The organism is Streptomyces millisiae, from assembly GCF_031845425.1.
GTDB classification, from domain to species: domain Bacteria; phylum Actinomycetota; class Actinomycetes; order Streptomycetales; family Streptomycetaceae; genus Streptomyces; species Streptomyces millisiae.
Genome location: NZ_JAVREM010000024.1, coordinates 17,590 through 44,159, shown reverse-complemented (window position 1 = coordinate 44,159; position 26,570 = coordinate 17,590). Strand labels below are relative to the sequence as shown.

Here is a 26,570-nt window from a genome sequence, read left to right as displayed (position 1 = left end):
GCGAGATGAGCATCTCAGCTGGCGAGACGGCGGCGGCACCCGTCCCCCGCGCGCCGGCCCCCGAGCCGTCCGAGCCGTCCGAGGGGCGGGAGCGGCGGCGCCGGGCGTGGACGGGTCGGCCGGCGGTGCTCTGGGCCGGCACGGTGCTGTCCGTCCTCGTCATCGCCTGGTGCGTCACGGCCGGCACGACCGACGCCGGGCTGTCCGACGTGTGGCGCGCGGTCCGCCTCCGCGTGTTCGGCGGCGTGCTGGACGCCGACTTCGCCCAGACCTACTCGGTCATCATCAACCTGCGGCTGCCCCGGGTGCTGCTCGCCTTCGCGGCCGGCGCGGCGCTCTCGATGGCGGGCGTGGTCATGCAGGGCCTGCTGCGCAACCCGCTGGTCAGCCCGTTCACGCTGGGCGTCTCGCCGGCCGCCGCGTTCGGCGCCGCGCTGGCGATCCTCGTCACCGGCGGCTCCGCGGGATCGGGTTCGTGGCTGGTCATCGGCAGCGCGCTCGGCACCGCGCTGGCGGTCTCCGCGCTGGTCCTCGGCCTGGCCTCCGCCAAGGCGATGTCCGCCGCCACCCTGCTGCTGCTCGGCATCGCGCTCACCCAGCTCTTCGAGGCGATGACCGCCGCCCTGCAGTTCGTGGCCGACGAGAACACCCTCCAGGCCATCGTGCGCTGGACCTTCGGCTCGGTGAACGACGCCGGCTGGAACGACGTCCTGGTGGTGGGCTGCTTCGCGCTGGCGGCGCTGCCGCTGCTGCTCTGGTTCAGCCGCGACCTCAACGCCATCGCCTTCGCCGGCGACGACGCGGCCAAGAGCCTCGGCGTCAACGTCACCGCGGTGCGGGTGGGGCTGATCGTGGTCTCGGTGGTGCTGGCGGCGGTCGTGGTGTCCTTCTGCGGCGTGATCGGCTTCGTCGGCCTGGTGGGACCGCACATCGCCCGCCTGGCGATCGGCGCCGACCACCGCTACCTGCTGCCGTTCTCCTTCCTCACCGGAGGGCTGCTGCTGGTGGTCGCGGACACGGTGGGGCGCACCGTGCTGGCGCCTTCGGTGATCCCGGTCGGCATCGTCGTCGCCTTCATCGGCGCCCCCGTGTTCATCAACCTGATCCTGACCAGGAGGGCCGCCCAGTGAGTCTCGAAGTCGCGTCGGTCCGGTTCGCCTACCGGCGCAACCCGGTCCTGGAGGGCGTCGACCTCCGGGTGGCGGAGGGCGGCTTCTGCGCCCTGCTGGGCCCGAACGGTTCGGGGAAGTCCACCCTCACCAAGATCATCGCCCGGGTGCTCGCGCCGGCCGGCGGCACCGTCTCCTTCGCCGGCCAGGACCTGCTGGCCGTCTCCCGCCGCGAGCACGCGCGCGTGGTCGCCTACGTCCCGCAGTCGGGCGCGACGCCCTTCGAGCAGACCGTGCGGGAGGCCGTGCTGCTCGGCCGCACCCCGCACATCGGGCTGCGACCCACCCGGCGCGACTGGGAGGTCGTGGACGCCGCGATCGACCGGCTCGGCCTGACCGATCTTGCCGACCGGCCGCTGTCCCAGCTCTCCGGCGGGCAGGCCCAGCGGGTGCTCATCGCCCGCGCCCTGGCCCAGCGGCCACGGGTGCTGCTGCTGGACGAGCCGACGTCCGCGCTCGACCTGCGGTACCAGATCGAGACGCTGCAGATCGTCCGCTCCGTGACCCGGGAGGAGGGCGTCACCGCGCTGATCGCCATCCACGACCTCAACCACGCGGCGCACTTCTGCGACCAGGCGGTCCTGCTGGACGGCGGGCGCGTCGTCGCGGACGGGCCGCCGGCCGAGGCGTTCGACGCCGCCGTGCTCAGCCGGGTCTACGGACTCGACGTCCGGGTCACCCGGGGCGAGAACGGCGTCGAGGTGCGGCCGGCGGCGCTGGAACCGCTGCCGGCGACGGCGACGGCCGCGGAGTCGGCGTGACGGCCGCCGCCGCCTTCGACGCGGTCGTGGTCGGCGGCGGCCCCCGCGCGGTCGCCGTCGTGGAGCGGCTGGCCGCCCGGCACCCGGCCGGCGCGCCGCCGGTGCGGGTGGCCGTGGTGGACCGGGTGGAGGTCGGCGCCGGCGCCACCTGGCGCACGGACCAGTCCCCGCTGCTCCTCAACAACACCTACAGCGCCCACACCACCATCTACACCGACGAGTCCACGCCCATGACGGGCCCGGTGACGCCGGGCCCCGACCTGATCACCTGGGCGCGCGAGAGCAGCCCGCCGCCGGACCGCCCCGCCTGGGTGGCCGCGGAGGCCGCCGAGCTGCGCCCGTGGTCCTACCCGACCCGCCGGATCCAGGGCGTGTACTACCGGGAGCAGTTGGCGCGGGCCGAGGCCACGGGCCGGGTGGCGGTCACCCGGCTGATCGGCACCGCCGTGGACCTGGCGCCGGCCCCGGACGGGTCCCGCGCCGTCCGGCTGGCCGACGGTCACGAGCTGACCGGCCGCGTCGTCGTGCTGGCCCAGGGCATGGTGCAGGCCAAGCGCTCGCCGCGGGTGCGGTCCCTGGTGGCGGCCGCCGAACGCGACGGCCTCGTCTACGTCGAGCCCGGCATGCCCGCGGAACGCGACTGGGACCTGGTGCCGGCCGGCGAGACCGTGCTGGTGGCGGGGCTGGGCGCCAACTTCTTCGACGTCGTCGCGCTGCTCACCGAGGGGCGCGGCGGCCGCTTCGAGCCCGCCGGCGACCCGGCGCGACCGGCGCGGCTGCGCTACCTGCCGAGCGGCCGCGAGCCGCACCTGGTGGCCGGCTCGCGGCGCGGCCTGCCGTACCGGTCGAAGGCGACCTACCCGACGGGGTTCCCGCCCCGGTACGAGCCCCGGCTCGCCACCCGCGACTGGTTCGAGCGGACGGCCGCCGGCCGCGGGCAGGACTTCCGCCGCGACGTGTGGCCGCGGCTCGCCAGGGAGTTCGCCTGGGCGCACCTCTCCACCCTGCTCGCGCACCGCCCGGAGGCGCTGCGGCCGGGCACCGACGAGGCGGGGCTGCTCGACCGGCTGCGCGCCGCGACGCGGGACGCGGAGGTGGACGAGGTGGTCGCGGCCGCGGTGACCTCGGACCGCTGGGCGCTGTCCGTGGGCCGGCTCGACCGGCCGCGCTCGCCGGGCCCGGTGAGCGAGGAGACCTGGCGGCGGTGGGTGCGCGAGCACGTCGAGGACGAGCTGGACGCGATGCACGCCCCCCTCACCAGCCCCCGCAACGCCGTCAACCGCGCCATGGCCGCGCTGCGCGGCCCGGTGCGGCGGCTGGTGACCCGCGGCGCCCTGGACGGCGGCAGCGTCGCGCGGGACGTCGACGGCTGGTTCACCCCGCTCGGACTCGCCCTGGCGTCGGGTCCGCCGCCGCACCGCACCGCCCAGGTGCTTGCCCTGATCGACGCGGGGGTGCTCGAACTGCTCGGCGAGGACGCCTCGGTGAGCCATGAGGACGGCGCGTTCGTCGGCCGGTCCGCGGTGCGGCGGGACGCGCCGGTGCGGGCCCGCGCCTTCGTGGAGACCCGCATGTCCAAGGGGATCGTCACCGACACCGACGACCCGCTGCTCGACACGCTGCTGCGCGCGGGGCGGGCGCGGCTGCACCGCTGGCCCAGCGACCAGGGCCCGCCGGTGTCCAGCGGCACCCTGGACGTCACCCCGGACGGCTTCCACCTCCTGGACGCGGCCGGCGTCGCGGACGAGCGGGTGGTCGTGCTCGGCATCCCGGCCGAGGGCGTGCAGCCCGGCTCGGCCATCGGCGCCACCCCGGGTACCCCGTCGCCGCTGCTGGCCGGCGCCGACCTGGCCGCCGCCCAGGTGCTCGCGGCGGTGCGGGAGGACACCGGGCCGCACTCCCCGGCCCCGGCGTGACCGCGTGATCGGCGGCGGGGTGCGGCCCGGCCCCCGCCGCGCCGCCTCGCCTCGCCTCGCCTCGCTCGCCTGCCCCTGCCTGCCCCTGCCTGCCCTCACATGCCGTTCAGGCGGTCGATGGTCGCCTCCAGCTCGGCCAGCTCGGCGTCGGTGAAGCTGCCGGGGGTGTGGATGTTCCGCATCTCCATCGTGGTGCCGGAGGCCCAGGTGACCTGGAGGACGTCGCCGGACAGGGCCAGGGTGGCCGAGTCGTCGTTCCAGCTCTGGGTGCCGTACTGCTCGCAGCTGGTCAGCGTCAGGCTGCCGTCGCTGACGACGCCCTGGCAGACGTCGCCCTCGACGTCGAAGTCCTCGTAGAACGTGACCTGGCCGGCCTCGATCTCCAGGTTGGCGGCCATCGGGTCGACGCCGGTGTACCAGTCACCCTCGAGCTGCGCGTTGGTGGGCACGGTGTTGTTGTCGTTCCTGCCGCCCGAGCCGCCGCCGGTGGTGGTGGTGGTGCCCCCGCCGGTGGTGCCGTCGATGTCGATGTCGAAGTCGTCGTCATCGTCGTGCTGGCCGCCGGTGCCGCTGCTCCCGCCACTGTGGTCGCCGGACGACGAGCCGCCGCCACGGCCGCTCTTGCAGCCGGCCAACACGAGCGCGGTGGCGACGGCGACCGCGGGCAGGGCGAGACGTATGGTCCTGCGCATCAGATATCCCCTCGAGGCGTTTCGACGAACGAGGGGAGAGTATTCACTCAACGGGCTGGGAAGGATGGGGAGTTACGCGCTCATCGCAATCAGCGCGGGACTGGTACGTCCGTGACGGTGCGCGGTCCTGGCGCCAGGAGGCCGGGCCGACGAGGACCGGCGTGCTGGTCGCCGTCATACCGGTAGACGGCCCGCACCTGCGTGGCCCCGAACGCTCCGTCCTGGTCGGTGATGGCCGGCGCGCGTCAGGAGCGGGGGCGACCGCGCCCGGCGTCCCGCGCCGCGGCCTTCTCCCGCTTCTCCCGCTTCTCCTGCTTCTCCCGCTTCTCCCTGATGCGGTCCGCCTCCTTGCGGACCTCGGCCTGGGTGGCGCGCTCCCGCTCCAGCCACTCCGGCGGGTCGCTGCGCAGCGCCTCGATCTGCTTGGTGGTGAGGGCCTCGGTGACCCCGCCCCGCGCCAGCCCCGCGATGGAGACGCCGAGCCTGGCCGCAACCACCGGGCGGGGGTGCGGTCCGTCACGGCGCAGGTCCCGCAGCCACTGCGGCGGGTCGGTCTGCAGCGCGTCGAACTCGGCGCGCGTGACGACGCCCTCCTGGAACTCGGCGGGGGTGGCCGGGAGGTAGACCTCCAGCTTCTTCGCCGCGGTGGCGGGCTTCATCGTCTGGGAGGTCCGGTGCGAGGTCATGCCGCCAAGGGTAACGAGCGCGCGCCCGGCCCTCGGACCAGGACCGGTTAGCCTGGCGGGATGACGGACGTCGTGACGGAATCGGAAGCGGCCACCTCGTTCCGGCTGGCGTACGTGCCGGGCGTGACCCCGGGCAAGTGGGTGCGGATCTGGGGCGAGCGGATGCCGGACGTCCCGCTGACGCTCGCCGGGGTGCCGGCGGCCGAGGCGTCCGACGCGCTGCGCGCGGGCGAGGCCGACGCGTGCTTCCTCCGGTTGCCGACCGACCGGACGGACCTGAGCGTGATCCCGCTCTACACCGAGACGACCGTGGTCGTGGTGCCGAAGGACCACGTGGTGACGGCGGTCGACGAGGTGTCGGTCGAGGACCTCGCCGACGAGCTGGTGCTGCACCCGCTCGACGACACGCTCGACTGGGAACGGCCACCGGGGCGCGCCGCGAACGAGCGCCCCGCCACGACGGCGGACGCCGTCGAACTGGTCGCGGCGGGGGTGGGGCTGCTGGTCGTGCCGCAGTCGCTCGCCCGCCTGTACCACCGCAGGGACCTCACCTACCGGCCGCTCACCGGCGTCCCCGAGTCACGGGTCGGCCTGTCGTGGCGGGAGGACAGGACCACGGAGCTGATGGAGGACTTCATCGGCATCGTCCGCGGCCGGACGGTCAACAGCTCCCGAGGCCGCCAGAAGGAGACCGCGGCGAAGGGCGCCGCAGGCGCCGCAGGCGCCAAGAGTGCCAAGGGCAAGGCGCAGTCGAAGGGCGGCGCGTCGCAGGGCAGACGTCAGAACACCGGCGCCCGACGCGGCTCCGGAACCACAGGCGGCCGCCGCGGCGGCGGCCGCCGCCGTTCGTAGCCACGCCGGGCGCGCGCCGCGCGCCGGCCAGCCGTCCGCCGCCGGCAGGCGCCGCGCGGTCGGTCCCGCCGTTTCCGAAGCCGCGCCGAGCGCCGGCGGGCGAGGCGTCGTGGCGTCAGGCGCCGTCAGGCGCCAGCGCCGCGCGGGTGAAGCGGGTGGCCCAGGTGTGGAGTTCGGTGTGGAGTTCTGGTGGGCCGAGGACGGTGAAGTCGGCGTTCAGGGAGCCGAGCGCCAGCATGGGCCAGTTCAGGGTGTCGGCGGTCATCAGCAGTCGGCAGCGCGTGGCGTCGACCTCCTCGACCGTGCCCCAGCGGCCGACGCGGGCGCGGACGGTCGTGGCGGGGGCGTCGACCAGCACCTCCACCCGGTGGGGGCGCGGCAGCTCCCGCAGGCCGCGGCGGACGAACTCGGCGGCGTCGGCCGCCGGCAGCGGCCGGGGGCGGAAGCGGCCGCCGGTGGTGCGGGGCGCGGAGAGCCGGTCGATCCGGAAGGTGCGCCAGTCGTGCCGGGTGAGGTCGTAGGCGACGAGGTACCAGCGGCGGCCGAGGCAGACCAGGCGGTGCGGTTCGACGTGCCGCTCGGTGGGCTCGCCGGACGCGGCGGTGTAGGTGAAGCGGAGCTGCTCGTCGTCCCGGCAGGCCAGCGCGAGGACGGTGAGGGCGGCCGGGTCGAAGGAGGCGTCGCCGGCGGCCCCCCAGCCGGCCGGCACCGTCATCGCGTGCAGGGCCTCCACGCGCCGCCGCAGTCGGGCCGGCAGCACCCGCGTCACCTTGGACAGGACCCGGACCGACGGCTCCGCGATCCCCTCCGCCCCGCCCTGCGCGCCGGCCCGCAGCGCCACGACCAGGGCGACGGCCTCGTCGTCGTCGATCACCAGCGGCGGCAGCGCGGCGCCGGCCGCCAGCTGGTAGCCGCCCTCGACGCCGCGCCGCGCCTCGACCGGGTAGCCGAGTTCGCGCAGCCGGTCGACGTCCCGGCGCAGGGTGCGGACCGAGACGCCGAGTCGGTCGGCCAGTTCGGTGCCGGGCCAGTAGCGGTGGGTCTGGAGCAGGGAGAGCAGCCGCAGGGTCCGGGAGCTGGTGTTCGCCATACGAGTGAGTCTCCCGTAATTCAGGTCAGGAAGTGGCCGGAGGGGCCCATAGCGTCGTTCTCGACCGACGGAGAGACCGGAAGGCGGAGATCATGACCGTTCAGGACGCGAAGCTGGACTCGGAGCGGGCCGACCTGCTGGAGACGCTGGCGCTGCACCGGCACTTCCTGCGCCACACGGCGCGGGACCTCACCGACGAGCAGGCCACCCGGCGGACCACCGTCAGCGAGCTGTGCCTGGCCGGGGTGATCAAGCACGTCTCCGCGCAGGAGCGGGGCTGGGTGGCGTTCATCGAGAAGGGTCCCTCGGCGCTCGGCGACTTCACCGACGAGGCCAACCAGGCCAGGCTCGCCGACGAGTTCCGGCTGCTGCCGGGCGAGACGCTGGCGGGCGTGCTGGCCGAGTACGAGGAGACGGCCCGCAGGACGGACGAGTTGGTGGCCACCCTCCCCGACCTGAGCGTCGACCACCCGCTGCCGGAGGCCCCGTGGTGGGAGCCGGGCGCCCGCTGGTCGGCCCGCCGGGCGCTGCTGCACATCATCGCGGAGACCGCGCAGCACGCCGGCCACGCCGACATCGTCCGCGAGGCCCTGGACGGGGCGAAGACGATGGCGTGACCGGCGGTCCCGCGGCTCAGCCGGTGGGCGCGGCGCGCAGCGCCCGGCGGGTGGGGAGTTCGGTGGTGAGGAAGGCGACGGCGGCGACCGTGGCGGCGGCCGCCGGCAGCAGCCAGCCGGGTCCCGCCGGCCAGGGTCGGTCCAGGAAGCCCTGGCCGAGGAGGGCGAGCGGGACGGCGGAGAGGGCCAGCCCGGCGGCGAGCGCGGCGGCGGTGACGATCGCGGCCTCGCGCCGCATCATGGCGCGGATCTGCCGGGGCGTGGTGCCGATGAGGCGGAGCGCGGCGATCTCCTCGCGACGTTGGGCGGTGGTGGCGACGAGCCGGTTGGCGATGGTGAGCAGGAGGTAGCCGAGGAGGACCACGACGACGGCCAGGTTCATCCAGACCTCGGGCGGGGCCTCGCCGCCGGTGTCGAGGGCGGTCGCCTCCAGGGTGAGTCCCGGGCGGGCGGCGACGAGTTCGGCGAGGGCGGCCTCGGCGCCCGCCGCGTCGTCGGCGCGGACCAGCAGGCTCTGGTCGAGGTCGCTGGTGGTGTGGCCGGCCGCGAGGTCGCGGGAGAGCGCGATCGGTCCGAAGCCGAGGCCGCGGGCGTAGACGGCGACGACGCGGGCCTCGACGGGGGTGCCGTCGCCGAGCACCAGGCTCACCCGGGAGCCGAGCCCCGCGTCGCGGGTGCGGGCGACGTCCTCGCTGACCGCGACGGTGTCGCCGGTGAGGTCGGCCAGGCTGCCGGACCGCACGTCGAGGTCGAGGACGGCCGGCGCGTCCGGGGTGAGGACCAGCGCGGACGCCGACTCCACCTCGGTCTCGCCGAGCATCCGGTAGGAGTGGATCACGGTGGTGGTGCCGACCGGGACCGCGGCCCGGACGCCGGGGGTCGCCCGCACCTCCGGCAGCACGTCGGCGGGCAGCCCGCCGAGCGCCGGCGCGGCGATCCGGTGCTGGGCGAGGGTGCCGTCGTGGACGTCGGCGTCGGCGGCGGCCAGCACGGTGGTCTGGGCGAGGACGTAGGTGAGGACGAAGGCGACCGCCATGCCGACGGCGCTGACGACGCCGGCCAGGCGCGGCGCGTGGCCGCGGACGTTGGCCGTCGCCAGCCAGCTGGCGGCCGAGGCGCGGGCCGGCAGCCGCCTGGCGAGGGCACCGCTCGCCCGCCCGACCAGCGCCGGGCCCGCCATGGCCAGGCCGATCGCCCCGACGATGCCGGCCATCGAGGTGGCGGCCGCGCCGAGCGCGTTCCGCGCCAGCAGCGGCGCGACCGAGAGGGTGGTCGCGGCGGCGATCACCAGCAGGCCGGCGTGGGTGCGGAGGCGGGACGGGGCGCGCGGCTCGACGCGCGACTCGGCGACCGCCTCGGTGGCCGGCAGCCGGGAGGTGCGCCACGCGGCGCCCCTGGCCGACACCTGGACGACGGCCGCCACCAGGAGGACGGTGAGGAGCGCCGGGAGCGGGCCGCGGGTGAGCGGCAGGGCCTCCGGCAGGACGCCGCGTTCGGCGAGCGCGGCCCTGAACCGCTCGGCCAGCGGGTAGCCGAGGGCGACGCCGGGCACCAGGACGACGGCGGCGATCATGCTCGCCTGGGCGGCGGCGAGGTGGCGGATCTGCTTCGGGGTCGCGCCGACGGCCCGCATCAGGGCGAGTTCGCGGCGCTGCCCGGCGACGGAGACGGCCAGCGCGCCGGCCATGGCGAAGCCGGTGACCAGCAGCACGACGCCGGACAGCGAGCCGGCGAGCAGGATCAGCAGGGAGCGCGCGGCGCCGGCCTCGGGCTCGGCGAGGTCGCCGCGGTCCGCGCCGGTGGCGACCGTGAGGCCGGGTTCCTCGGCGAGTTCGTCCCGTACCGCGGCGGCGAGCGCCGCGACGCCGCCCGGCTCGGCGCGCAGCCCGACGAGGTCGACCGTGCCGGGGCGGCCGGCGAGGTCGGCGGCGGTCGGGTCGGCGAAGAGCAGGCCGGCCCCCGGCGCGTCGACCACGGCGGAGACGCGGTACTCGGCGGTCCGGCCGGCCGCGGAGACCAGGACCCGGTCGCCGGCGCGCACGGCGCCGGCGGCGGCGAGGGCGGCGTCGAGCGCGACCTCGCCGGCGCCGGCCGGCGGCGCGCCGGCGACCTCGGGGTCGGCGAACAGGCCGATCGACGCCCAGCCGTGCCCGGCGGTCGCCGGGTCCTCGGTCGCCACGACCCGGCCGTCGGCGGCGAGGAGCGCGGCGGGGAAGCCGAGGTCGCCGACGGCCGCGGTGACGCCCGGCAGCTCGGCGAGGCGGTCGGTGAGCCCGGCCGGCACCCGGCCGCGTTCGGGGAGCGCGATCGGCAGGTCGCCGCCGGGCCTGAACGTCTGGTCGGCGGCGACCACCACGTCCACGTCGCCGAGCCGGCCGGCCGGCAGGTGGGAGCGGAGCCCGGACTCGGCGAGCACGCCGGTCGCGGTGATCAGCGCGGCGCCGCCGAGCACCGCGCACGCCACGGCGAGCAGGGCCGTGATCCGGCGTCTGGCCATGTCCGCCGCGAGACGCAGCATGGGGCTCAGTCCTTTCCGAGGGCGACGAGTCGGTCGGCGAGTTCGACGGCGGTGGGCCGGTCGAGGGTGTCCACGACGCGGCCGTCGGCCATCACCAGGGCGCGGTGCGCCCGCGCGGCGGCGGCCGGGTCGTGGGTGACCATCACGACGGTCTGCCGCAGTTCGTCGACGAGGTCGCGCAGCAGGTCGAGCACCTGGTGGGCGGTGCGCAGGTCGAGCGCGCCGGTCGGCTCGTCGGCGAACACCACGGCCGGCCTGGCCACCAGGGCCCGGACGATGGCGGCGCGTTGCTGCTGCCCGCCGGAGAGCTCGGTCGGTCGGTGGCCGAGCCGGCCGGCGAGGCCGACCCGCTCCACCAGCGCGTTCACCCACTCCCGGTCCGGGGCGCGGCCGGCGAGCCGCAGCGGCAGGGTGATGTTCTCTGCGACGCTGAGCGAGGGCACCAGGTTGTAGGACTGGAAGACGAACCCGACGCGCTCCCGGCGCAGTTCGGTGCGGCGCGTCTCGTTCAGCCGGCCGATCTCGTGCCCGTCGACGGCGACGCCGCCCTCGCTCGGCACGTCGAGCCCGGCGGCGCAGTGCATCAGGGTGCTCTTGCCGGAGCCCGAGGGGCCCATCACGGCGAGGAAGGTGCCGCGTTCCACGGTCAGCGACACGTCGCGCAGGGCGCGCACCCCGCCCGGGTAGGTCTTGCCGACCCGGGTGAGGACGATCGCGGGGGCCGGCCGGGTGGCGGTGGCGCTCACCGGCGCGACCTGAGGCGGAGCGCGACGAGGGCCGCCCCGCTGAGCGCGGTGACCGTGCCGAAGGCGAGGTGGGCGGCGGTCGGCGCTCCGGCCAGCGAGCCCACGGAGTTGCCGACCACGCTGACCGCCAGGACCAGCCAGAGCAGCCCCGGCAGCAGCCCGGGCCGGGCGGCGGCGGGCGGCGTGGGGGCGCTCGCGGTGTCGCCGGTGAGGAGGTAGGGGTCGTCCATGTCGGGCTCCCGTCACGGTGGTTCGGTCTCGGCTGGGCTGACGAGCAACGAAACTAGTGACGGCGGGGGGCGGCGGCCGAGCCCGCTGGCCACCCGATCGGGACTACAGCGGGCTGTACCCCCCGGACTCGGGAACGACCGAATTGACAAGCAACAGCCTTGCGGCGAAGGGTCGTTGGCGTCACGGCCGAGGAACGGCGAACCGTAGTCTTGGCCGCGTCGTCCGTGTCGTGCACCACACCCCGGCCGAGGAGTGGCCTTGGATCTCGTCATCACCCTGATCGCCAACGCGGTCGGCCTGCCGCTGCTCATCGTGCTGGGGATCGCCGCGGCGAAGTCCGTCCCGGCCGGGCAGGTCTTCCTCGTCGAACGGTTCGGCCGCTACCACCGGACGCTGCGGCCGGGCTGGAACCTGGTCATCCCGTGGCTGGAGAAGGTCGCGCACCGCGTCGAGACCAGGCTGCGGGTGGTGCGGATGACGTCGGCGCCGGTGGCCACCAGGGACGGGGGCCAGCTGAGCGTCGACATCACCCTCTACGTCGAGGTGTTCGACCCGGTGCAGGCGATGTACGAGGTCGCCGACCACGAGCAGGCGTTGCAGCAGCAGGTCGACAACTCGGTGCGGGCGCACGTCGGTTCGCTGGACCGGGAGCAGGCGCTCGGCTCGCGCACCCGGATCGGCACCACGCTGCACGAGGAGTTGAGCGCGTCCGCGGCGGCCTGGGGCGTCCGGATCGACCGGATCCTCGTCGACCCGGTCGACGCGGGACCCGCCGCGCGCGGCCCCCGGGCCGCTGGCCCCGCCGAGACGGGACAGTGGCCGCTGGAGAGCGGCGACCCGCGCCGGGTCGGCGCCTACGACCTGGTCGCGCGGCTCGGCGAGGGCGGGATGGGCACGGTCTTCCTGGGCCGCTCACCGGACCAGCGGCTGGTGGCGGTCAAGGTGATCCGCGGCCAGTTCGAGGCCGACGACGCGTTCCGCCGGCGGTTCGCGCGGGAGGTCGAGACCGCCAGGCGGGTGGGCGGCGTCCGCACCGCGGCCGTGGTCGACGCCGACCCGGCCGGCGAACCGCCGTGGCTGGCCACCGAGTACATCCCGGGCCCCTCGCTCCAGTACGTCATCAACCGGCACGGCGCGCTGCCCGCGCCCACCCTGTACATGATCGCGGGCGGGGTGGCCGAGGCCCTGCAGGGCATCCACGGCTGCGGCATCATCCACCGCGACCTGAAGCCGAGCAACATCATCGTCTCCGAGGGCGGCCCCCGCGTCATCGACTTCGGGATCGCCCGCGCCGTCGACAGCACCGCCCTGACCCGCACCGGACACGTCGTCGGCACGCCCGGCTTCCTCGCGCCCGAGCAGCTGACCGGCGGGGCGGTCACGCCCGCCACCGACGTGTACGCGTACGGCATGGTGCTGTGCCACGTCGGTGGCATCGCGGCGCTCGCCGACGGGCAGCCGGTCCAGGCGGCCCTCGGCATGCTGCCGGCCGGGCTGCGGGATCTCGTGCAGGGCTGTCTGGCGCCCGATCCCGCGGCCCGGCCGAGCGTGGCCGAGATCAGTGAGCGGCTGGCCAACCCGTGGGCCGCCACCGTCGACGCCTGGCTGCCGCCGCCGGTGCGGACCATGATCGACCTGCACGCCGCCAACACCCAGCCGGCGGCCCGGTCCTAGGGTCCTGGACCCCGGCGTCAGGCCGGGGTGCCGGTGACCGTGGAGCCGGAGCGGGTGAGGGTGTAGCGGACGGTGGTGCCGCTCCAGAAGTGGAAGGTCAGCGTGACCGTGGAGTTGTCGCGGACCTCGGCGAAGAACGCGGCGGGCAGGGTGATCTCGCCCCCGCTGTAGTTCGGCGAGAACGCGGCGCCGAACTCCTTGTACGAGGTCCAGTTGTGCGGCCCGGCGAAGCCGCCGTCCGAGTAGACCGCCTCCATGGTGGCCAGTTGGTCGCCGTTGAACGCGGTCGGGATGGTCAGCCCGTTCGTCGTGCCGCTGGCGGCGCGCACGGTCGGCGGGGCGTAGGTGATGACGTTCAGGTCCCACGGCACGCCGCGCGAGAAGCGGGCCGACAGCACGGCGTTGACGCCGTAGGCCCCGGAGGCGGTGAGCCGGGCCAGGGTGGGCCCCGTGATGGTGAGCCGGTCGCCGCTCACCGTGTAGTCGGTGCCCCGCACCAGCTGGGTCGAGCCGTGGTGGAGCGAGCTCAGGGTGTTGCCGTTGAGGTTCAGGGCGATGGTCGCGGCGGCCGGGGTCTGGCCGCGGCGGACGAAGATCTGGTCGGTCGCGGCCGTCGACGAGGCCGTGGTCCAGCTGGACCTGATCTGCCGGAAGAGGCTCGGGTCGTTCCACTGGAGCGTGGTCCGGTTGAAGTGCTGGCCGTTGTCCCACAGCATCGTGGTGAGCTGGCGCGAGCGCGCGTAGTTGCCGAGGAACTCGAAGAACTTCAGCTTCTCGCCCTGCTCGATGACGCCGGTGTGGCGGTCGAAGCCGAGCAGCCCGTACTCGCCGACGATCACCGGGATGCCGCGGGCCGTGAACGCGTTGTGGACCCGGTCGAAGGTGTTGACCAGGTCCTGCTGGGTCTCCGCGTCGAACCGGGTGTAGCCGGCGACGTTCACGCTGAACGGCCAGAAGCCGTAGAAGTGCACGGTGGCCACCAGGTTGGGGTCGTTCAGCGCCGTGAAGGTGGCCGTCAGTTCGTCGAGCCTGGCCTGGTCCGCGTTGGTGCGCAGGGTCGGCAGCACCAGGATCCGGCTGGCGTTGTTGCCGCCGGAGCGCCGGACGACGCCGTGGAACGTGGTGTTGAGCTCGTGCAGCAGCTGGGCGTTCTGGGCGTCACCCGAACTGCCCTCGAAGAACGGCTCGTTGATGCTCTCGAAGAGCAGCCGGTCGGAGGAGCCGCGGAAGGTGTTCGCGATCTGGGTCCAGGTGGCGGTGAACCGGGCCAGCACGGCGTCGTGCTGGGTCGGCAGGTTCATCACCCACTGCCAGGAGTCGTGGTGCACGTTGATCAGCACGTAGAGCCCCTCGGCCAGCGCCCAGTCGACGACCTCCCTGACCCGGGCCAGGTAGGCCGGGTCGATGGAGTAGGAGGGCGCCGCGCCCTGGTGCTGGCTCCAGGTCACCGGGATCCGCACGCTGTTGAAGCCCTGCGCCCTGATGGAGCGCAGCAGCTCGCGGGTGACCCGCGGGTTGCCCCACGAGGTCTCGTCCGAGCCGGTGGAGTCGAGGGTGTTGCCGAGGTTCCAGCCGGGCTGCATGGCCGCGACCGTGGACTGGGCCGAGGCGACGGCCGGCGGCCGGCGGTCCTCGGCCGCGTGGGCGGTGGGGGCGGCGACCGCCAGGCCGAGCAGGATCGCCAGCGCGGTGAGGGCGGTCAGCAGGGGGGTGAGGAGGGGGATGAGCGGGGGAGGCGTACGGCTCTGCACGGTCGTCCCTTCCGTTCGATGCCGCGGGGTGGGGGGTGGGGCGAAAACGGTTGGGAGCCCGGGCGGTTGGGAGCGCTCCCAGTCAAGCTCCGGATGCTAGCTGTCGAACGCCGTTCGCATAAGCGGTCGCGCGCCCCCGGCTGGCGCTCGGCTGAGAGGAGATCTGCCACGGGCCGAGAAACCTTCGGCGCGCGCCGGAACGGGCCGAGGGTGGGAGGAGAGCGGCCCGGCGCGCCGGCGCCGCGCCCCGCGAACCCCGACAGGGAGGACCGATGACAGCAACCCTGCCCATCCGGGCGACGGACGGGGACACCCCGCCCAGCCGGTTCGACGACCATCTCGCGGCCCGCCTGCTCACCCAGCGGATCGTGTTCCTCGGCACGCAGGTCGACGAGGTGTCGGCGAACCGGATCTGCGCCCAACTCCTGCTGCTCTCGGCCGAGAGCCCCAAGGCCGACATCAGCCTCTACATCAACAGCCCGGGCGGCTCGGTGCACGCCGGGCTCGCCATCTACGACACGATGCGGCTGATCCCCAACGACGTGGCCACGCTCGCCATGGGGTTCGCCGGCAGCATGGGACAGTTCCTGCTCACCGTGGGCGCGGCCGGCAAGCGTTACGCGCTGCCGCACGCCCGCGTCATGATGCACCAGCCGTCCGCCGGCATCGGCGGGACCACGGCGGACATCGAGATCCAGGCGGAGAACCTAGAGCACACCAAGCGGACCATCGAGCGGATCACCGCGGAGCACAGCGGCCAGTCCCCCGAGACCATCGCCAGGGACGGCGACCGCGACCGCTGGTTCACGGCCGAGGAGGCCAAGGAGTACGGGCTGGTCGACCACGTGCTGACGTCGCTCGACGACGTGCGGCCGGCCGGCCTTCAGCGAAGGACGGGGTTCTGAGGATGAGCCAGTACACGATTCCGACCGTGGTCGAGCGCACCCCGAACGGCGAGCGCGCCTACGACATCTACAGCCGGCTGCTCTCCGAGCGCGTCATCTTCCTCGGCACCGAGATCGACGACGGCGTGGCGAACGTCGTCATCGCGCAGCTGATCCACCTGGAGTCGGCGAGCCCGGAGAGCGAGATCTCGATCTACCTCAACTCGCCGGGCGGCTCGTACACCTCGCTGATGGCCATCTACGACACGATGACCTACGTCAGCTCCCCGATCTCCACCATCTGCGTCGGGCAGGCGGCGTCCACGGCCGCCGTGCTGCTCGCCGGCGGCGACCCGGGCCGGCGGGTGGTGCTCGAACACGCCAGGGTGCTGCTCGGCCAACCGGCGAGCGGCGGCCGGCAGGGAACGGTCTCCGACCTCAGCCTCCAGGCCAAGGAGATGGTCAGGATCCGCTCGCAGGTGGAGGAGGTGCTGGCCCGCCACACGCCGCACGACGTCGCCACGCTCCGCGCCGACATGGACCGGGACCGGGTGTTCACGGCCCACGAGGCGGTGCGGTACGGCCTCGCGGACCAGGTCCTGACCCGCCGACCGTCACTTCCGGGCGCCTGACCGGCGCGGGTCGGGCGACGCGGGGCGCCTGGCCGGCGCGGGGTCGGGCGGCTCAGCCCGGGCCGCCCGGGTGGACGACGCCGTTCTCGTAGGCGAACACCACGGCTTGGGCGCGGTCGCGCAGTTGGAGCTTGGCGAACACGCTGCCGATGTGGCTCTTCACCGTGGCCTCGGTCACGACCAGGTGCGCGGCGATCTCCGGGTTCGACAGGCCCCTGGCCACCAGGAGGAGCGTCTCGCGCTCCCGGGGGGTGAGCGCGGCCAGCAGCCTGGTCGGGGGCCGGAGCGGTTCGGTGCGGGTGGCGTAGTCCTGGATCAGCCTGCGGGTGACCGACGGCGACAGCAGGGCCTCACCGGCGTGCACGACGCGGATCGCCTCCAGCAGGCGGTCCCGTGAGGCGTCCTTGAGCAGGAAACCCGACGCGCCCGCCCGGAGTGCGCCGAAGACGTACTCGTCCAGGTCGTAGGTCGTGAGGATCAGCACCCGGGACGAGGCTCCGGAGGCGGTCAGCCGGGAGGTGGCCTCGACGCCGTCCATGCGCGGCATGCGGATGTCCATCAGGACCACGTCGGGGCGCAGCGCGGCGGCCTGGGCGAGTGCCTCGCGGCCGTCGGCGGCTTCCCCGACGACCTGAAGGTCGGGCTGGGTCTGCAGGAACAGCCGGAGGCCGGTGCGGATCAGTTCCTGGTCGTCGGCGATCAGCAGGCGGATGGTCATGCCACATCCTCGACGGGGAGCCGGGCGGTCACCAGGAATCCGTCGGCGGTGGGGCGGGCGTCCAGGCTGCCGCCCGCCACCGCCGCGCGTTCCCGCATCCCGCGGATGCCGTGTCCGGCGCCCGCCGGGGCCGGGCCGCGGCCGCCGCCGTCGTCCTCGACCCTGACGTCCATCCGCGTCCGCCCGTAGTGGAGCGTCACCGTGACCCGGGTGGGGTCGGCGTGTTTGAGCACGTTGGTCAGCGCCTCCTCGACGATCCGGTAGGCCGACAGTTCGAGGCCGACGGCCAGCGGCCGGGCCTCGCCGGTCAGCTCCAGCCGCACCGGCATCCCGGCGGTCCGGTATTCGGAAACCAGCTCGGCGAGCTGGTCGAGCGACGGCGGTGGTCGCCACTGCGCGCCGTCGTCGGTCGTGCGCAGCAGGCCGAGGATCCGGCGCAGCTCGGCCAGGCTCTGCTCCGCGCTGGCCTCGACCCGTTCCAGGGTCTCGGCCGCGACCCGAGGCTCGGTCGGCAGGACGTCCCGGGCACCGCGCACGCCGATCAGCATGACGGTGACCGAATGCGCGACGATGTCGTGGAGTTCGCGGGCGATGGCCGTGCGTTCCCGCTGTGCCGCGATCTGGTCGAGTTGCTCGCGCTCCCGTTCCAGGGTGGCCGCACGGTCCTCCAGCGCCCAGGTGTAGCGCCGCCGGGTCTGCAGGTACGAGCCGAGGGCCCACGCGGCGATCGGGATGGGCGGCGAGGAGATGCTCGCCGACAGGAGGAACAGCGTCGTCGGGACGAGCGCCGCTCCCGAGACCCTTCGGTCACGCAGGTCCGCGAGCGAGGCGAGGGCGACCACCACGAGTGCCCCGCCCGGGGAGTAGCCCAGCGGCACGAGCACCGCGGCCCCCGCACAGGCCGCGACGAGGACGGCCAGGGGCGCGCGGCGGCGGACGAGCAGGAGGGAACCGGCCAGCACCGTCACCACGACCGGGGTCGGGCGGACCCGGGTGTCGTCGTCGAAGAGCAGCCCCAGCTCCACCGCGGTCGTGATGGCCGCCAGCGCGATGTCGAACAGCGCCGAGCGGCGCGCGACCAGCTGGCCGTACGCCGCCCGGGCCCGCCGAAGGTGCCGGTTCACGCCAGATCGCGCCGTCGCTCGACGATGACCGCGACAAGCGTGGCCGCGACCGTCCACGCGGCCAGTACCCATCCCGCCTCGGCCACCGACAGCGTCGTGTTGTGCGTCATCCGGCTCAGGATCCCGGCCGCGCCGAACGGCGTGAGGTTGATCCCCGATTCCCAGACGTCGGACAGCAGCGGGACCACGGCGAAGTTCACGATCAGCAGGACGACCACGCCCAGGACCGGGTTGCGTATCAGGGCGCCGAGGGCGGCGCCCAGGATCGCGGACAGGACGAACGCCGTGAGGTTGCCCGCCACGACGGCACCGACGTCTCCCGAGGTGAGGTCGGGGCCCGGCTGGTCGCTCAGCAGCGGCAACGCGAGCCCGACCGACACCGTGGTGGTCAGCGTGCCGAGCAGGAGCCCGGTCAGCGCGTAGGCGGCGATGCGCGCCGCCAGCACCACCCCGCGGTCCCGGCGGGCCACGAGAGCCGCCGGTGCGGCCGTCCGGTGTCGATGCTCCCCGGCCGTACCGACCAACCCCCAGAGCAGGAGCAGGATCGGCAACGCCGACAGGGCCTCCGCCTTCTCGGGCACCTCGTCCAGCGTGCCCGACCACACCGCGACCGCCAGGACGTTGAGGACCGCGAACGCGATCCCGCCCACCGCGAAGCCCAGCACGGTCCGGGTGGTCACGGTCTTGATCAGTTCGCCTCGCAGCAGATGGCTCAACGGTCCGCCCCTCCGGTGAGACCGAAGAACACGTCCTCGAGCGACGCGGTCCGCTGGACGACCTCCTCCAGCAGGATGCCGTCGCGGTGGGCCAGCCGTGCGACCTCCGCGGCGTCGAGCCCTTCGACCCGCAGCCCCCCTCCGGCATCGTCATCGCGTTCCGCGCGGCCACCGGCCGCGACCACCAACTTCGACAGGCGCTCGGCCTCGGTGGTGCGCACGACGACCACGCTCTCCCCGGACCGTTCGAGGTCCCGGATCGCGCCCTCGTGGACCAGCCGGCCCCGGTCGATCACGATCACGTCGTCGACGGTCTGGGCCGCCTCGCCCAGCATGTGGCTGGACAGCAGGACGGTGCCACCGTTCGCGGCCCGCTCCCGCAGCAGCGTGCGCAACCAGCGGATGCCCTGCGGGTCCAGGCCGTTCACCGGCTCGTCCAGCACCAGGATCTCCGGATCGCCCAGCAGTGCCGCGGCGAGCCCGAGCCGCTGGCGCATGCCCATCGAGTACTTCCCGACCCGGCCCTTGGCCGCCTCCTCCAAGCCGACGAGTTCCAGGACCTCGCCGACCCGGCGGCGGGGTAGTCCGGCCAGCGCGGCCAGCGACAGCAGGTGCGCCCGACCGGTTCGGCCGGGATGGGCCCCGCACGGCTCGATGGCCACGCCGAGCAGGCGCGCGTCGGGCCTGCTCGTCGTGACCGGCGTGCCCCGGACGAACGCTCGGCCCGCTGTCGGCCGCGCCAGTCCGACGACCACCTTGAGCGCGGTCGTCTTCCCTGCCCCGTTCGGGCCGAAGAATCCCGTCACCCTGCCGGGCCCGACCGTGAACGACAGGTCGTCCACCGCCGTTCCACGGCCATAACGCTTGGTCAGCCCTTCGACCCTGATGGCCGCCGAGCCCCCGGCAACTGTTCGTGAAGAAGTCATACCCGAAGCCTCGGGCGCGGTGGTCTCCAGGTCATCCGCCCACGGTCGAAAACCGAACTCCGACCAGAGGGGGAGAACACCGCCGCGCGGCCGCGCGGCTACGCGGCTACGCCGCGAGGCGCAGTTCGCTGGAGTGGCGGCCGGGGGTGCGGCCGTGGCGGGGGGCGAGGCGGGTGACGGAGGAGGTGGTGGTGCGGGGCGCGGGGGCGAGTCGGCCGTGGGCGCGGGCGAGGAGCTCGGCCAGGCTGAGGCCGAGGGCGCGGGCGACGGCGGCGAGCACCTCGGACGAGGCCTCCTTGCGACCGCGCTCCAGCTCGGAGAGGTACGGCATGGAGATGCGGGCCTCGTCGGCCACGTCCTTGAGGGTCCGCTCCTGGGTCCGGCGTTCGTGGCGCAGCACGTCGCCGACCAGGTGCCGCCACAGCGGCTCCTTGGCGCGGGGCGCCTCCGGGCGCGGGGTCAGGGGAACGACGCGGGCGGCGTGCTCCGCCTCGTCGGGGGCGGGTTTCGGGGCGTGGTCGCTCATCCCCCCAGGGTAGGAACGCCGCGCGGCGGGGGCAGCCGTCGCGCGGTACGCGCTCCGCGAACGCCCCGGGACGAACCGGCGCGCCGCGGTCCGGACGTGAAGGTCCGATGACGTCGTATTGAGCGGCGGCCGGGGTTTCGATCAGTATTGATCGGTGCTCGACACAGCGGACGGCCGTCCCCCACCCGAGCTCGGCGCCGAGGGGCCCCTCGTGGGCCGGACCGAGCTGTTGGCGCGCGCCGGGGACCGGCTGCGCCGCGGCCGGGCGGTGCTGCTGTCCGGGCCGGTCGGCATCGGCCGGACGGCGCTGCTCGAAGCGCTGGCCGACCGCGCCGACCGGGACGGCGCGTTGGTACTGCGCTGCGCGCCGGCGCGCGCCGAGTCACGGCTGCCGTTCCTGGCGTTGATCGACCTGTACGACCAGCTCGACGAGTCGGGCCTGGCCGCCGTCGACGCGCTGCCGGCCGCGCAGCGCGCCGCGCTGGACGCGGCGCTCACCGGCGGTCCGCCGGCCGTGTCCCGGCGGCAGGGCGAACTCGCCCTGCGGCTCGCGGTGTTGTCGCTGCTGCGGGCCCTGGCCCGGCCGGGCAGGCCGGTGGTGCTCGCCATCGACGACCTGCAGTGGCTGGACCGGCCGAGCGCCGAGCTGTTGGCCTTCGCGGCGCGCCGGGTGCGGCGGCTGCCGGTCGGCGTGGTGGCCACCGTGCGCACTCCGCTGACGGGTGGCGACGTCGCCCTTCATCTACGCGCATTGCCCCAGCCGGCGGAGGAACTGCCGGTGGAGCCGTTGGAGTTCGGGCGGCTCGCGGAGCTGCTCGGGCGGCGCCTGGCGGCGGGCGTCCCCGGCTGGGCATTGCGGGAGATCCACCGCACCAGCGGCGGCAACCCGCACTTCGCCCTGGAGCTGGCCCGCGCGGTCGCCGGCGGGCGCGCGGTGCCCCGCCCCGGCGAGCCGCTGCCGATGCCCGCCCACCTACGGGCGGAGGCACGTCGGTTGCTCGGCCCGCTGTCGCCGGGCGCCCGCGAGACGCTGCTGTTGGCGAGCCTGGGGGTGGGGCTCGGGCCCGCGTCGCCCACCGTGGACTCGCTGCGGGCGGCCGGGCGGCCACGGGCCGTGGTGGAGGTGGCCGAGGCGGTCCGGCTGCGGGTGGTGGAGCCGCCGGCCGAGGACGGGGTGGTGCGGTTCACGCATCCGCTGCTGCCGGCCGCGCTGCGCGCCGAGGCGTCGCAGGACCAGCGCCTCGCGGCGCTCACGGCGCTCACGGCGGGCGCCGCCCGCCCCTCCCCCGCCATCCAGCCGGCGCGCGGCCGGGACGCGGTGGGCGGTGGCGGCGGCCCGTTCGCGGCGCTCGCCGAGATGGAGCGCCGGGTGGTCGGCCTGGTGACGGAGGGCGGCACCAACCGGGAGATAGCCGCCCGGCTGTGCGTGAGCGTCAAGACGGTCGAGGCCACCCTGACCCGGGTCTACCGCAAGCTCGGCGTCCGTTCCCGGGTGGACGTGGTTCGGCTCGCGGCCGGCGCGCCGGCCTGAACCCCACGCCCCACAGCGGGTTTTCCCCATGTGGGGTCCGCACCGGGACGCCAAGGGGCCCCCGATTATGGGGAGTTCCCCTCTTGGGCGCCGTCTCCCGGGCCGGCTAGCGTGAAGCGACCACGCGTCGCGTCGCGCGAACCCGAGCCGACGCGCCCACGCGGTGGGGCCCTTCGCGCCAGGCAACGACGCCGCGCCCCCACCCCTTCCCCCCACCGTTCCTCTCCGTCGGTACTTCCCCTCCACCCCCACACCACCCTGAGGAGAAGCATGTCCCTCCTGCCCGCGGGCCGTCGTGCCCTGGCCACCGTCGCCGCGGCCGCCTCGGTCGCCACCGTCGCCGCCGTCCTGACCGCGCCCGCCGCGAGCGCCGCCCCCCAGCCGATCGTCGGCGGCTCCACCACCACGGCCGCGGCCTACCCGTACGTCATGCAGATCACGGACACCAGCGGCTACCAGTACTGCGGCGGCACCCTGGTCACCTCGACCAAGGTGGTCACCGCGGCGCACTGTATGGAGGGCGAGGACGCGGAGGACGTCGTGGTGGTGGGCGGCCGCACCTACCGCAACGGCACCGACGGCACCGAGATCGAGGCCAGCGACATCTGGGTGCACCCGGAGTACGACAGCGCCACGATCACCAACGACGTCGCGGTCATCACGCTGGCCGAGGCCATGCCGTACCAGACGCTGCCCTACGTGGGCGCCACGGACACCGACGTCTACGCCGCGGGCAGCTCGGCGCGGATCGTGGGCTGGGGCACCACCCGGGAGAACGGCCCGTCCTCCAACCAGCTCCGCACCGCCGTGGTGCCCACCGTGACGGACGCCGACTGCGACGAGTCCTACGGCGCGGAGTTCGACGCGGCGGCCATGGTCTGCGCGGGGCTGCCGCAGGGTGGCGTGGACACCTGCCAGGGCGACAGCGGCGGGCCGCTGGTGCTTGACGGCAGGCTGGCCGGCGTCGTCTCCTGGGGCTACGGCTGCGCCCGCGCCGGCTACCCGGGCGTCTACACCCGGCTGACCAGCTACGCGGACGACGTGGCCGCACAGCTCGGCTCCTGACCACCGAACCGGCGTCCGGCCCGGTGCATGCCCGCCGCCTCGCCCGCCTCGTCACGCGCCGGGCGAGGCGATGGGATCATCGACCGTACCGCCACCGTTCACCCTGACGTCACCCTCTCGTACCCTTTCGCGTCGGCAATCTGTTTAACGTCGCGTTCTACCTGCCCAAAGCCACTGGAAGCCAGCGTGACCAAACTCTCCGTCATCGTCGCCTGTTACAACATGCAGGAGTTCCTGCCCGACACCTTGCGGGCGCTCGCCCGGAACGTGGGCGACGACCGGGAGTTCATTCTGGTCAACGACCACTCCAGGGACGCCACCGGCGAGATGCTGGACCAGGCCGCGGCCCGTATCCCCGGGGTCCGGGTGATCCACCACGAGACCAACCGCGGCATCTCCCAGGTGCGCAACACCGGCATCGACGCCGCCCGCGGGCGCTGGCTGACCTTCCTCGACGGCGACGACTGGTACGCGCCGGGCTACCTCACCCAACTGCTGGCGGCCGTCGAGTCGTTCGACTGCGACTTCGTGCGCACCGACCACGTACAGGTCACCGGCACCAGCCGCACCCTGGAGCGGGCGCCGGCGCCGCGCCGCAACACGCTGATGGACCCGCGCGACGGCATCCTGCCCGCGCAGCGGAAGAGCATGGTGGACTACCCCAACGTCTGGTCCATGGTCTGCCGGCGCAACGTCTTCGACGACCTCGGCGTGCGCTTCGTGCCGAACCTGCGCACCTGCGAGGACCGGGTCTTCACCTGGCAGCTGCACCTGCGCGCGCGCTCCTACGTCTCGACCGGCCTGCACGGTCTGTTCTACCGGCGCGGCATCAGCACCTCGCTCACCCAGGTCGGCGACGAGCGGCAGCTGGACTTCATCCCCGCGCACGACCTGATCATGGAGGAGGTGCTGGCCCACCCCGAGGCGGACCGGTTCCTGCCCAAGATCGTTCGCACCTACTGCGCCATGATCGCCTTTCACATCGGCAAGGCGGACCGGCACCAGTCCGACGTGGCCCGCAGGCTGCGGCAGATGTCGACGGAGGCGCTGCACCGGATGCCGCAGGAACTGCTGGACCGGACGATCAACGAGATGGGCCCCGAGCGCGGCCGGGTGCTGCGCCGGCTGCTCGGCCGGACGACGACGCGTAAGGTGACCGCGGCCTGATGAGCACCGAAGCCACGACCCCGGCGCGCACCCAGATCTTCGAGGTCTCCACGCTCTACGGCGCCGCCACGCTGGCCGCCGCGCTGGACGCCGGCCTCTTCGGGCCCGACGAGGCCGCCGAGGAGCGGATCCTGCTGGTGAGCAACAACGCCGCGATCCCCGAGACCTCGGTGCTGCTCTCCGAGATGACCGGCTGGGGCCGGATCGTCACCCGCTTCGACCGGGTGATCAACTGGAACGAGACCATCGAGCCGCACCATCCGGGCAGTTGGACCCCGCGCGAACACGACGTCCCGATATGGGAGCGGCTGCTGCGCACCGCCTGGGAGCTGCCCGACGGGCCGATGGACCTGGTCGTCGAGTCGGTGCACGCCAAGCACTCCATCGCGCTGGCCGCGATCTTCGCCGACGCCGACGTGCACGTCTACGCCGACGGCCTGATGAGCTACGGCCCCACCAGGGACCGGCTCAACTGGAACACCGCCTGCCGCATCCAGCGGCTGATCCACCTTGACCTGGTGCCGGGTCTTGCGCCGATGCTGCTCACCGACTACGGCGTGCCGGCCGAGACCGTGCCGAACGACGCGTTCCGCGCCGTGCTCGACGAGATCAGCGCGGCCGAGAGCGACCCGTCCGTGCTGGGCGCCCTGGAGGGCGCGGAGCACGAGTCCACGGCCGTCGTCCTCGGCCAGTACCTGGCCGCGCTGAACATCCTGGAGCCGGCCGAGGAGGAGGAGCTGCACGCGCGGATGCTGCGCGGTGCCGCCGCGGCCGGCTGCCACTCGGTGGTCTTCAAGCCGCATCCGACGGCGCCGGCCCGCTACTCCAAGGCGCTGGAGAAGGCGGCGGCCGAGGTCGGGGTGCGGCTCACCGTGCTCGACTCGCCGATGCTGGCCGAGACGGTGTTCCACCGGCTGCGGCCCGCCCTGGTGGTGGGGTGTTTCTCCACCGCGCTGCTGACGGCCTCCGCCTACTACGGCATCCCGATCGCCCGGCTCGGCACCGGCACGGTGCTCGGGCGGCTCACCCCGTTCCAGAACAGCAACCGGATCCCGCTGACCATCGTCGACGCCCTGGTCCCCGACATCGAGGAGCGCGGGGCCGGCGAGGTGGTCACGGCGCGGGCGGGGGTCGGCGCCGAGCTCGGCCCGCTGGTGCGGGCCGTGGGCTACTGCATGCAGTTCAAGCGCTATCCCGAGCTGCGCGCCGAGGCCCAGGAGTGGCTGGCCGCGAACCAGGGCAGGGCGGCGTCTCGCTATGTGGTGCGGGCGCGGCTGACCACGCTGGCGCTGCCCGGCGGCATCGGCGCCAGCATCACGGGCCAACTCCCGGGCGGTCGCACGGCGTTGCGATTCGCCCGGAAGGTGCGGCGCTCCATGCGCCGCGGCTGAGCCCCGGTGTCGGCTCGGCTCAGCCGAGCCACCGCCGCAGGCCGAGGCGTCCCCACAGCAGGCTCGTGCCGTAGGACAGCGCGAGGGTGACCGTCAGCATCACCAGGAGCAGCAGCGCGGCGAGCGGCGCGCTCAGGTCGGCGGAGACGAGCGGGTCGACCAGTTCCTCGACGAAGAACACGTGCACCATGTAGGCGCCGAGCGCCGCCCCGGCCAGCCTGGAGAGCGTGGGCCGCCAGCGCTCCGGCACGGGTATCCGGTTGAGCAGCGTGATCGCGCAGATGGTGGCGACCCCCACGAAGACGTGGGCGTTGGGTATCGGGTAGTGGATGGTGGTGTCGTACCAGACGACGGCCGCCAACGAGACCAGCATCGTGGCCGCCAGCGCCCAGCGGAGCCGGCGGGAGACGCGGTAGGGCAGGCCGATCAGCAGCGCGCCGCCGACGGCGTAGACCACCTGGTAGGTGCCGAAGCTCCAGCCGAACTCGGGCAGCCCGTCGAAGCCGGTGACCTCGGCCACGGTGGCGAACACGGTCGGGCCCGCCGCGACGCCGAGCAGCGCGAGCCCGAGTCGCCAGGGATGTCTGCCCTTTCTGACCAGCACCACGAGGGCGAGCACGGCCACGATCGGGATGTAGGCGTACATGAACCACAGGTGGTACGCCGGGCGCGTCTCGCCGAAGAACGCCTGGGCCGCCAGGTCGGACGTCGGGTCCTCGTTGCGGTCGCGCAGCCAGGCCCAGGCGACGTAGGCCAGGCTCCACACGAACAACGGCACGCTGTTGCGGACGACGCGCGCCCACATGCGCGGCTCGTCCCGCGGCGGGGCGCCCACCAGCACCGCCCAGCCGGCGATGGCGAAGAACAGCGGCACGGCGAACGAACTCACCGAGTCCCCGATGTGCCCGACCCAGTAGGCGCCGGGCCCGTTCGCCCGGTCGTCGTCGGTGGCGTGGATGAAGGTGGCCGACGTGTGCGCGAAGATCACCGTGGCCGAGCCGACCAGGCGCATCAGGTCGACGTCGAAGCGGTGCTCGCGGGCTTGGGCAACCGGCTCGGGCTGTGCTGCGACGGCCGGTGGGGCTGGGATGGAGGTGAGCATGGTCCCGTTCATCAGGTTTTCGAAGCCGAAGTTCGGATCGAGAACTTCTAGCAGGCAAAACCTGACGGGACCTCACCTCACCGCG

24 protein-coding genes and 2 pseudogenes are annotated in these 26,570 nt (G+C 74.3%); 13 read left to right on the top strand and 13 right to left on the bottom strand.

Translation table 11 applies throughout. The features are described from left to right. Positions 1–5: 5 nt before the first annotated feature. From RNC47_RS18935 to RNC47_RS18925, 3 genes are read left to right on the top strand one after another with little or no spacing between them, the layout of a single operon-like run. Entirely contained in the window at positions 6–1,130 is a 1,125-nt protein-coding gene (locus RNC47_RS18935; RefSeq protein ID WP_311600293.1) for a FecCD family ABC transporter permease, read from the top strand. Further along, entirely contained in the window at positions 1,127–1,930 is an 804-nt protein-coding gene (locus tag RNC47_RS18930; RefSeq protein WP_311600292.1) for an ABC transporter ATP-binding protein, read from the top strand. The genes RNC47_RS18935 and RNC47_RS18930 overlap by 4 nt, the downstream gene beginning before the upstream one ends. Next, the gene (locus tag RNC47_RS18925; RefSeq protein ID WP_311600291.1) at positions 1,927–3,846 is read left to right on the top strand and encodes an FAD/NAD(P)-binding protein; all 1,920 of its coding nucleotides are present in this window, start codon (positions 1,927–1,929) and stop codon (positions 3,844–3,846) included. The genes RNC47_RS18930 and RNC47_RS18925 overlap by 4 nt, the downstream gene beginning before the upstream one ends. 95 nt (positions 3,847–3,941) lie before the next feature. Here RNC47_RS18925 and RNC47_RS18920 read toward each other — a convergent pair whose 3' ends face one another. Together RNC47_RS18920 and RNC47_RS18915 are read right to left on the bottom strand one after the other, a co-directional pair. Then, positions 3,942–4,538 carry a hypothetical protein gene (locus RNC47_RS18920; RefSeq protein WP_311600290.1) on the bottom strand — a complete coding sequence of 199 codons (597 nt, stop codon included), beginning with the start codon at positions 4,536–4,538 and terminating at the stop codon, positions 3,942–3,944. A 245-nt stretch (positions 4,539–4,783) separates the two neighbouring features. Further along, the gene (locus RNC47_RS18915; RefSeq protein WP_311600289.1) at positions 4,784–5,224 is read right to left on the bottom strand and encodes a DUF5997 family protein; all 441 of its coding nucleotides are present in this window, start codon (positions 5,222–5,224) and stop codon (positions 4,784–4,786) included. A 72-nt stretch (positions 5,225–5,296) separates the two neighbouring features. On the opposite strand from RNC47_RS18915, the gene RNC47_RS18910 reads away from it, so the two are divergent. Beyond that, entirely contained in the window at positions 5,297–6,076 is a 780-nt protein-coding gene (locus tag RNC47_RS18910) for a LysR substrate-binding domain-containing protein (protein ID WP_311600358.1), read from the top strand. A 115-nt stretch (positions 6,077–6,191) separates the two neighbouring features. Here the strand turns inward: RNC47_RS18910 and RNC47_RS18905 are convergent, their stop codons facing one another. Continuing rightward, positions 6,192–7,166, bottom strand: a complete 975-nt coding sequence (locus RNC47_RS18905; protein ID WP_311600287.1) for a helix-turn-helix transcriptional regulator — start codon at positions 7,164–7,166, stop codon at positions 6,192–6,194. Between the two features lie 92 nt (positions 7,167–7,258). Here RNC47_RS18905 and RNC47_RS18900 point away from each other — a divergent pair, with 92 nt between their 5' ends. Next, positions 7,259–7,783, top strand: a complete 525-nt coding sequence (locus RNC47_RS18900; RefSeq protein ID WP_311600285.1) for a DinB family protein — start codon at positions 7,259–7,261, stop codon at positions 7,781–7,783. A 16-nt stretch (positions 7,784–7,799) separates the two neighbouring features. On the opposite strand, the gene RNC47_RS18895 is transcribed toward RNC47_RS18900, so the two are convergent. From RNC47_RS18895 to RNC47_RS18885, 3 genes are read right to left on the bottom strand one after another with little or no spacing between them, the layout of a single operon-like run. Then, positions 7,800–10,301 (bottom strand): ABC transporter permease, encoded by a 2,502-nt coding sequence (locus RNC47_RS18895; RefSeq protein WP_311600283.1) that lies wholly within the window; start codon positions 10,299–10,301, stop codon positions 7,800–7,802. Positions 10,302–10,306: 5 nt separating this feature from the next. Further along, a complete protein-coding gene (locus RNC47_RS18890; protein ID WP_311600280.1) occupies positions 10,307–11,047 on the bottom strand; it encodes an ABC transporter ATP-binding protein in 741 nt (246 codons plus the stop codon). Then, the gene (locus RNC47_RS18885) at positions 11,044–11,277 is read right to left on the bottom strand and encodes a hypothetical protein (RefSeq protein WP_311600279.1); all 234 of its coding nucleotides are present in this window, start codon (positions 11,275–11,277) and stop codon (positions 11,044–11,046) included. The genes RNC47_RS18890 and RNC47_RS18885 overlap by 4 nt, the downstream gene beginning before the upstream one ends. A 259-nt stretch (positions 11,278–11,536) precedes the next feature. On the opposite strand from RNC47_RS18885, the gene RNC47_RS18880 reads away from it, so the two are divergent. Then, a complete protein-coding gene (locus tag RNC47_RS18880) occupies positions 11,537–12,952 on the top strand; it encodes a protein kinase domain-containing protein (protein WP_311600277.1) in 1,416 nt (471 codons plus the stop codon). 17 nt (positions 12,953–12,969) lie between these two features. On the opposite strand, the gene RNC47_RS18875 is transcribed toward RNC47_RS18880, so the two are convergent. Beyond that, positions 12,970–14,703, bottom strand: a complete 1,734-nt coding sequence (locus tag RNC47_RS18875; protein WP_311600275.1) for a cellulase family glycosylhydrolase — start codon at positions 14,701–14,703, stop codon at positions 12,970–12,972. Positions 14,704–14,975: 272 nt separating this feature from the next. Here RNC47_RS18875 and RNC47_RS18870 point away from each other — a divergent pair, with 272 nt between their 5' ends. Next, entirely contained in the window at positions 14,976–15,608 is a 633-nt protein-coding gene (locus RNC47_RS18870) for a ClpP family protease (RefSeq protein ID WP_311600273.1), read from the top strand. 2 nt (positions 15,609–15,610) lie between these two features. Beyond that, on the top strand, positions 15,611–16,219 hold the full coding sequence (locus RNC47_RS18865) for a ClpP family protease (RefSeq protein WP_311600272.1): 609 nt from the start codon (positions 15,611–15,613) through the stop codon (positions 16,217–16,219). 52 nt (positions 16,220–16,271) lie between these two features. On the opposite strand, the gene RNC47_RS18860 is transcribed toward RNC47_RS18865, so the two are convergent. The 5 genes from RNC47_RS18860 to RNC47_RS18840 form a co-directional block, all read right to left on the bottom strand. Then, positions 16,272–16,937, bottom strand: a complete 666-nt coding sequence (locus RNC47_RS18860; RefSeq protein ID WP_311600270.1) for a response regulator transcription factor — start codon at positions 16,935–16,937, stop codon at positions 16,272–16,274. Beyond that, a complete protein-coding gene (locus RNC47_RS18855; RefSeq protein ID WP_311600268.1) occupies positions 16,934–18,061 on the bottom strand; it encodes a sensor histidine kinase in 1,128 nt (375 codons plus the stop codon). Before RNC47_RS18855 ends, RNC47_RS18860 begins: the two co-directional genes overlap by 4 nt. Further along, positions 18,058–18,777, bottom strand: a complete 720-nt coding sequence (locus tag RNC47_RS18850) for an ABC transporter permease (RefSeq protein WP_311600266.1) — start codon at positions 18,775–18,777, stop codon at positions 18,058–18,060. The genes RNC47_RS18855 and RNC47_RS18850 overlap by 4 nt, the downstream gene beginning before the upstream one ends. Then, positions 18,774–19,703, bottom strand: a complete 930-nt coding sequence (locus RNC47_RS18845; RefSeq protein ID WP_311600264.1) for an ABC transporter ATP-binding protein — start codon at positions 19,701–19,703, stop codon at positions 18,774–18,776. The genes RNC47_RS18850 and RNC47_RS18845 overlap by 4 nt, the downstream gene beginning before the upstream one ends. 106 nt (positions 19,704–19,809) lie before the next feature. Beyond that, entirely contained in the window at positions 19,810–20,229 is a 420-nt protein-coding gene (locus tag RNC47_RS18840) for a helix-turn-helix domain-containing protein (RefSeq protein WP_311600262.1), read from the bottom strand. Between the two features lie 154 nt (positions 20,230–20,383). On the opposite strand from RNC47_RS18840, the pseudogene RNC47_RS37775 reads away from it, so the two are divergent. The 5 genes and pseudogenes from RNC47_RS37775 to RNC47_RS18820 all read left to right on the top strand — a co-directional run. Then, positions 20,384–20,911, top strand: a pseudogene (locus RNC47_RS37775) (ATP-binding protein); the annotation flags it as partial. Between the two features lie 666 nt (positions 20,912–21,577). Beyond that, positions 21,578–21,760, top strand: a pseudogene (locus RNC47_RS37770) (helix-turn-helix domain-containing protein); the annotation flags it as partial. Positions 21,761–22,030: 270 nt separating this feature from the next. Further along, positions 22,031–22,825, top strand: a complete 795-nt coding sequence (locus tag RNC47_RS18830; RefSeq protein WP_311600258.1) for a serine protease — start codon at positions 22,031–22,033, stop codon at positions 22,823–22,825. A 186-nt stretch (positions 22,826–23,011) separates the two neighbouring features. Then, on the top strand, positions 23,012–23,992 hold the full coding sequence (locus RNC47_RS18825) for a glycosyltransferase family 2 protein (protein WP_311600257.1): 981 nt from the start codon (positions 23,012–23,014) through the stop codon (positions 23,990–23,992). Continuing rightward, the gene (locus RNC47_RS18820) at positions 23,992–25,383 is read left to right on the top strand and encodes a polysialyltransferase family glycosyltransferase (protein WP_311600256.1); all 1,392 of its coding nucleotides are present in this window, start codon (positions 23,992–23,994) and stop codon (positions 25,381–25,383) included. Before RNC47_RS18825 ends, RNC47_RS18820 begins: the two co-directional genes overlap by 1 nt. 19 nt (positions 25,384–25,402) lie before the next feature. On the opposite strand, the gene RNC47_RS18815 is transcribed toward RNC47_RS18820, so the two are convergent. Beyond that, positions 25,403–26,485, bottom strand: coding sequence for an acyltransferase (locus RNC47_RS18815; RefSeq protein WP_311600255.1), 1,083 nt, complete (start codon positions 26,483–26,485; stop codon positions 25,403–25,405). Positions 26,486–26,570 lie beyond the last annotated feature (85 nt).

Bases quoted from the DNA above. Each gene is read 5' to 3' on its own strand.
- RNC47_RS18935 (WP_311600293.1), top strand. From the start codon at position 6: ATGAGCATCTCAGCTGGCGAGACGGCGGCGGCACCCGTCCCCCGCGCG.
- RNC47_RS18920 (WP_311600290.1), bottom strand. From the start codon at position 4,538: ATGCGCAGGACCATACGTCTCGCCCTGCCCGCGGTCGCCGTCGCCACC.
- RNC47_RS18915 (WP_311600289.1), bottom strand. From the start codon at position 5,224: ATGACCTCGCACCGGACCTCCCAGACGATGAAGCCCGCCACCGCGGCG.
- RNC47_RS18905 (WP_311600287.1), bottom strand. From the start codon at position 7,166: ATGGCGAACACCAGCTCCCGGACCCTGCGGCTGCTCTCCCTGCTCCAG.
- RNC47_RS18900 (WP_311600285.1), top strand. From the start codon at position 7,259: ATGACCGTTCAGGACGCGAAGCTGGACTCGGAGCGGGCCGACCTGCTG.
- RNC47_RS18895 (WP_311600283.1), bottom strand. From the start codon at position 10,301: ATGCTGCGTCTCGCGGCGGACATGGCCAGACGCCGGATCACGGCCCTG.
- RNC47_RS18885 (WP_311600279.1), bottom strand. From the start codon at position 11,277: ATGGACGACCCCTACCTCCTCACCGGCGACACCGCGAGCGCCCCCACG.
- RNC47_RS18870 (WP_311600273.1), top strand. From the start codon at position 14,976: ATGACAGCAACCCTGCCCATCCGGGCGACGGACGGGGACACCCCGCCC.
- RNC47_RS18865 (WP_311600272.1), top strand. From the start codon at position 15,611: ATGAGCCAGTACACGATTCCGACCGTGGTCGAGCGCACCCCGAACGGC.
- RNC47_RS18860 (WP_311600270.1), bottom strand. From the start codon at position 16,937: ATGACCATCCGCCTGCTGATCGCCGACGACCAGGAACTGATCCGCACC.
- RNC47_RS18845 (WP_311600264.1), bottom strand. From the start codon at position 19,703: ATGACTTCTTCACGAACAGTTGCCGGGGGCTCGGCGGCCATCAGGGTC.
- RNC47_RS18840 (WP_311600262.1), bottom strand. From the start codon at position 20,229: ATGAGCGACCACGCCCCGAAACCCGCCCCCGACGAGGCGGAGCACGCC.
- RNC47_RS18830 (WP_311600258.1), top strand. From the start codon at position 22,031: ATGTCCCTCCTGCCCGCGGGCCGTCGTGCCCTGGCCACCGTCGCCGCG.
- RNC47_RS18820 (WP_311600256.1), top strand. From the start codon at position 23,992: ATGAGCACCGAAGCCACGACCCCGGCGCGCACCCAGATCTTCGAGGTC.
- RNC47_RS18815 (WP_311600255.1), bottom strand. From the start codon at position 26,485: ATGCTCACCTCCATCCCAGCCCCACCGGCCGTCGCAGCACAGCCCGAG.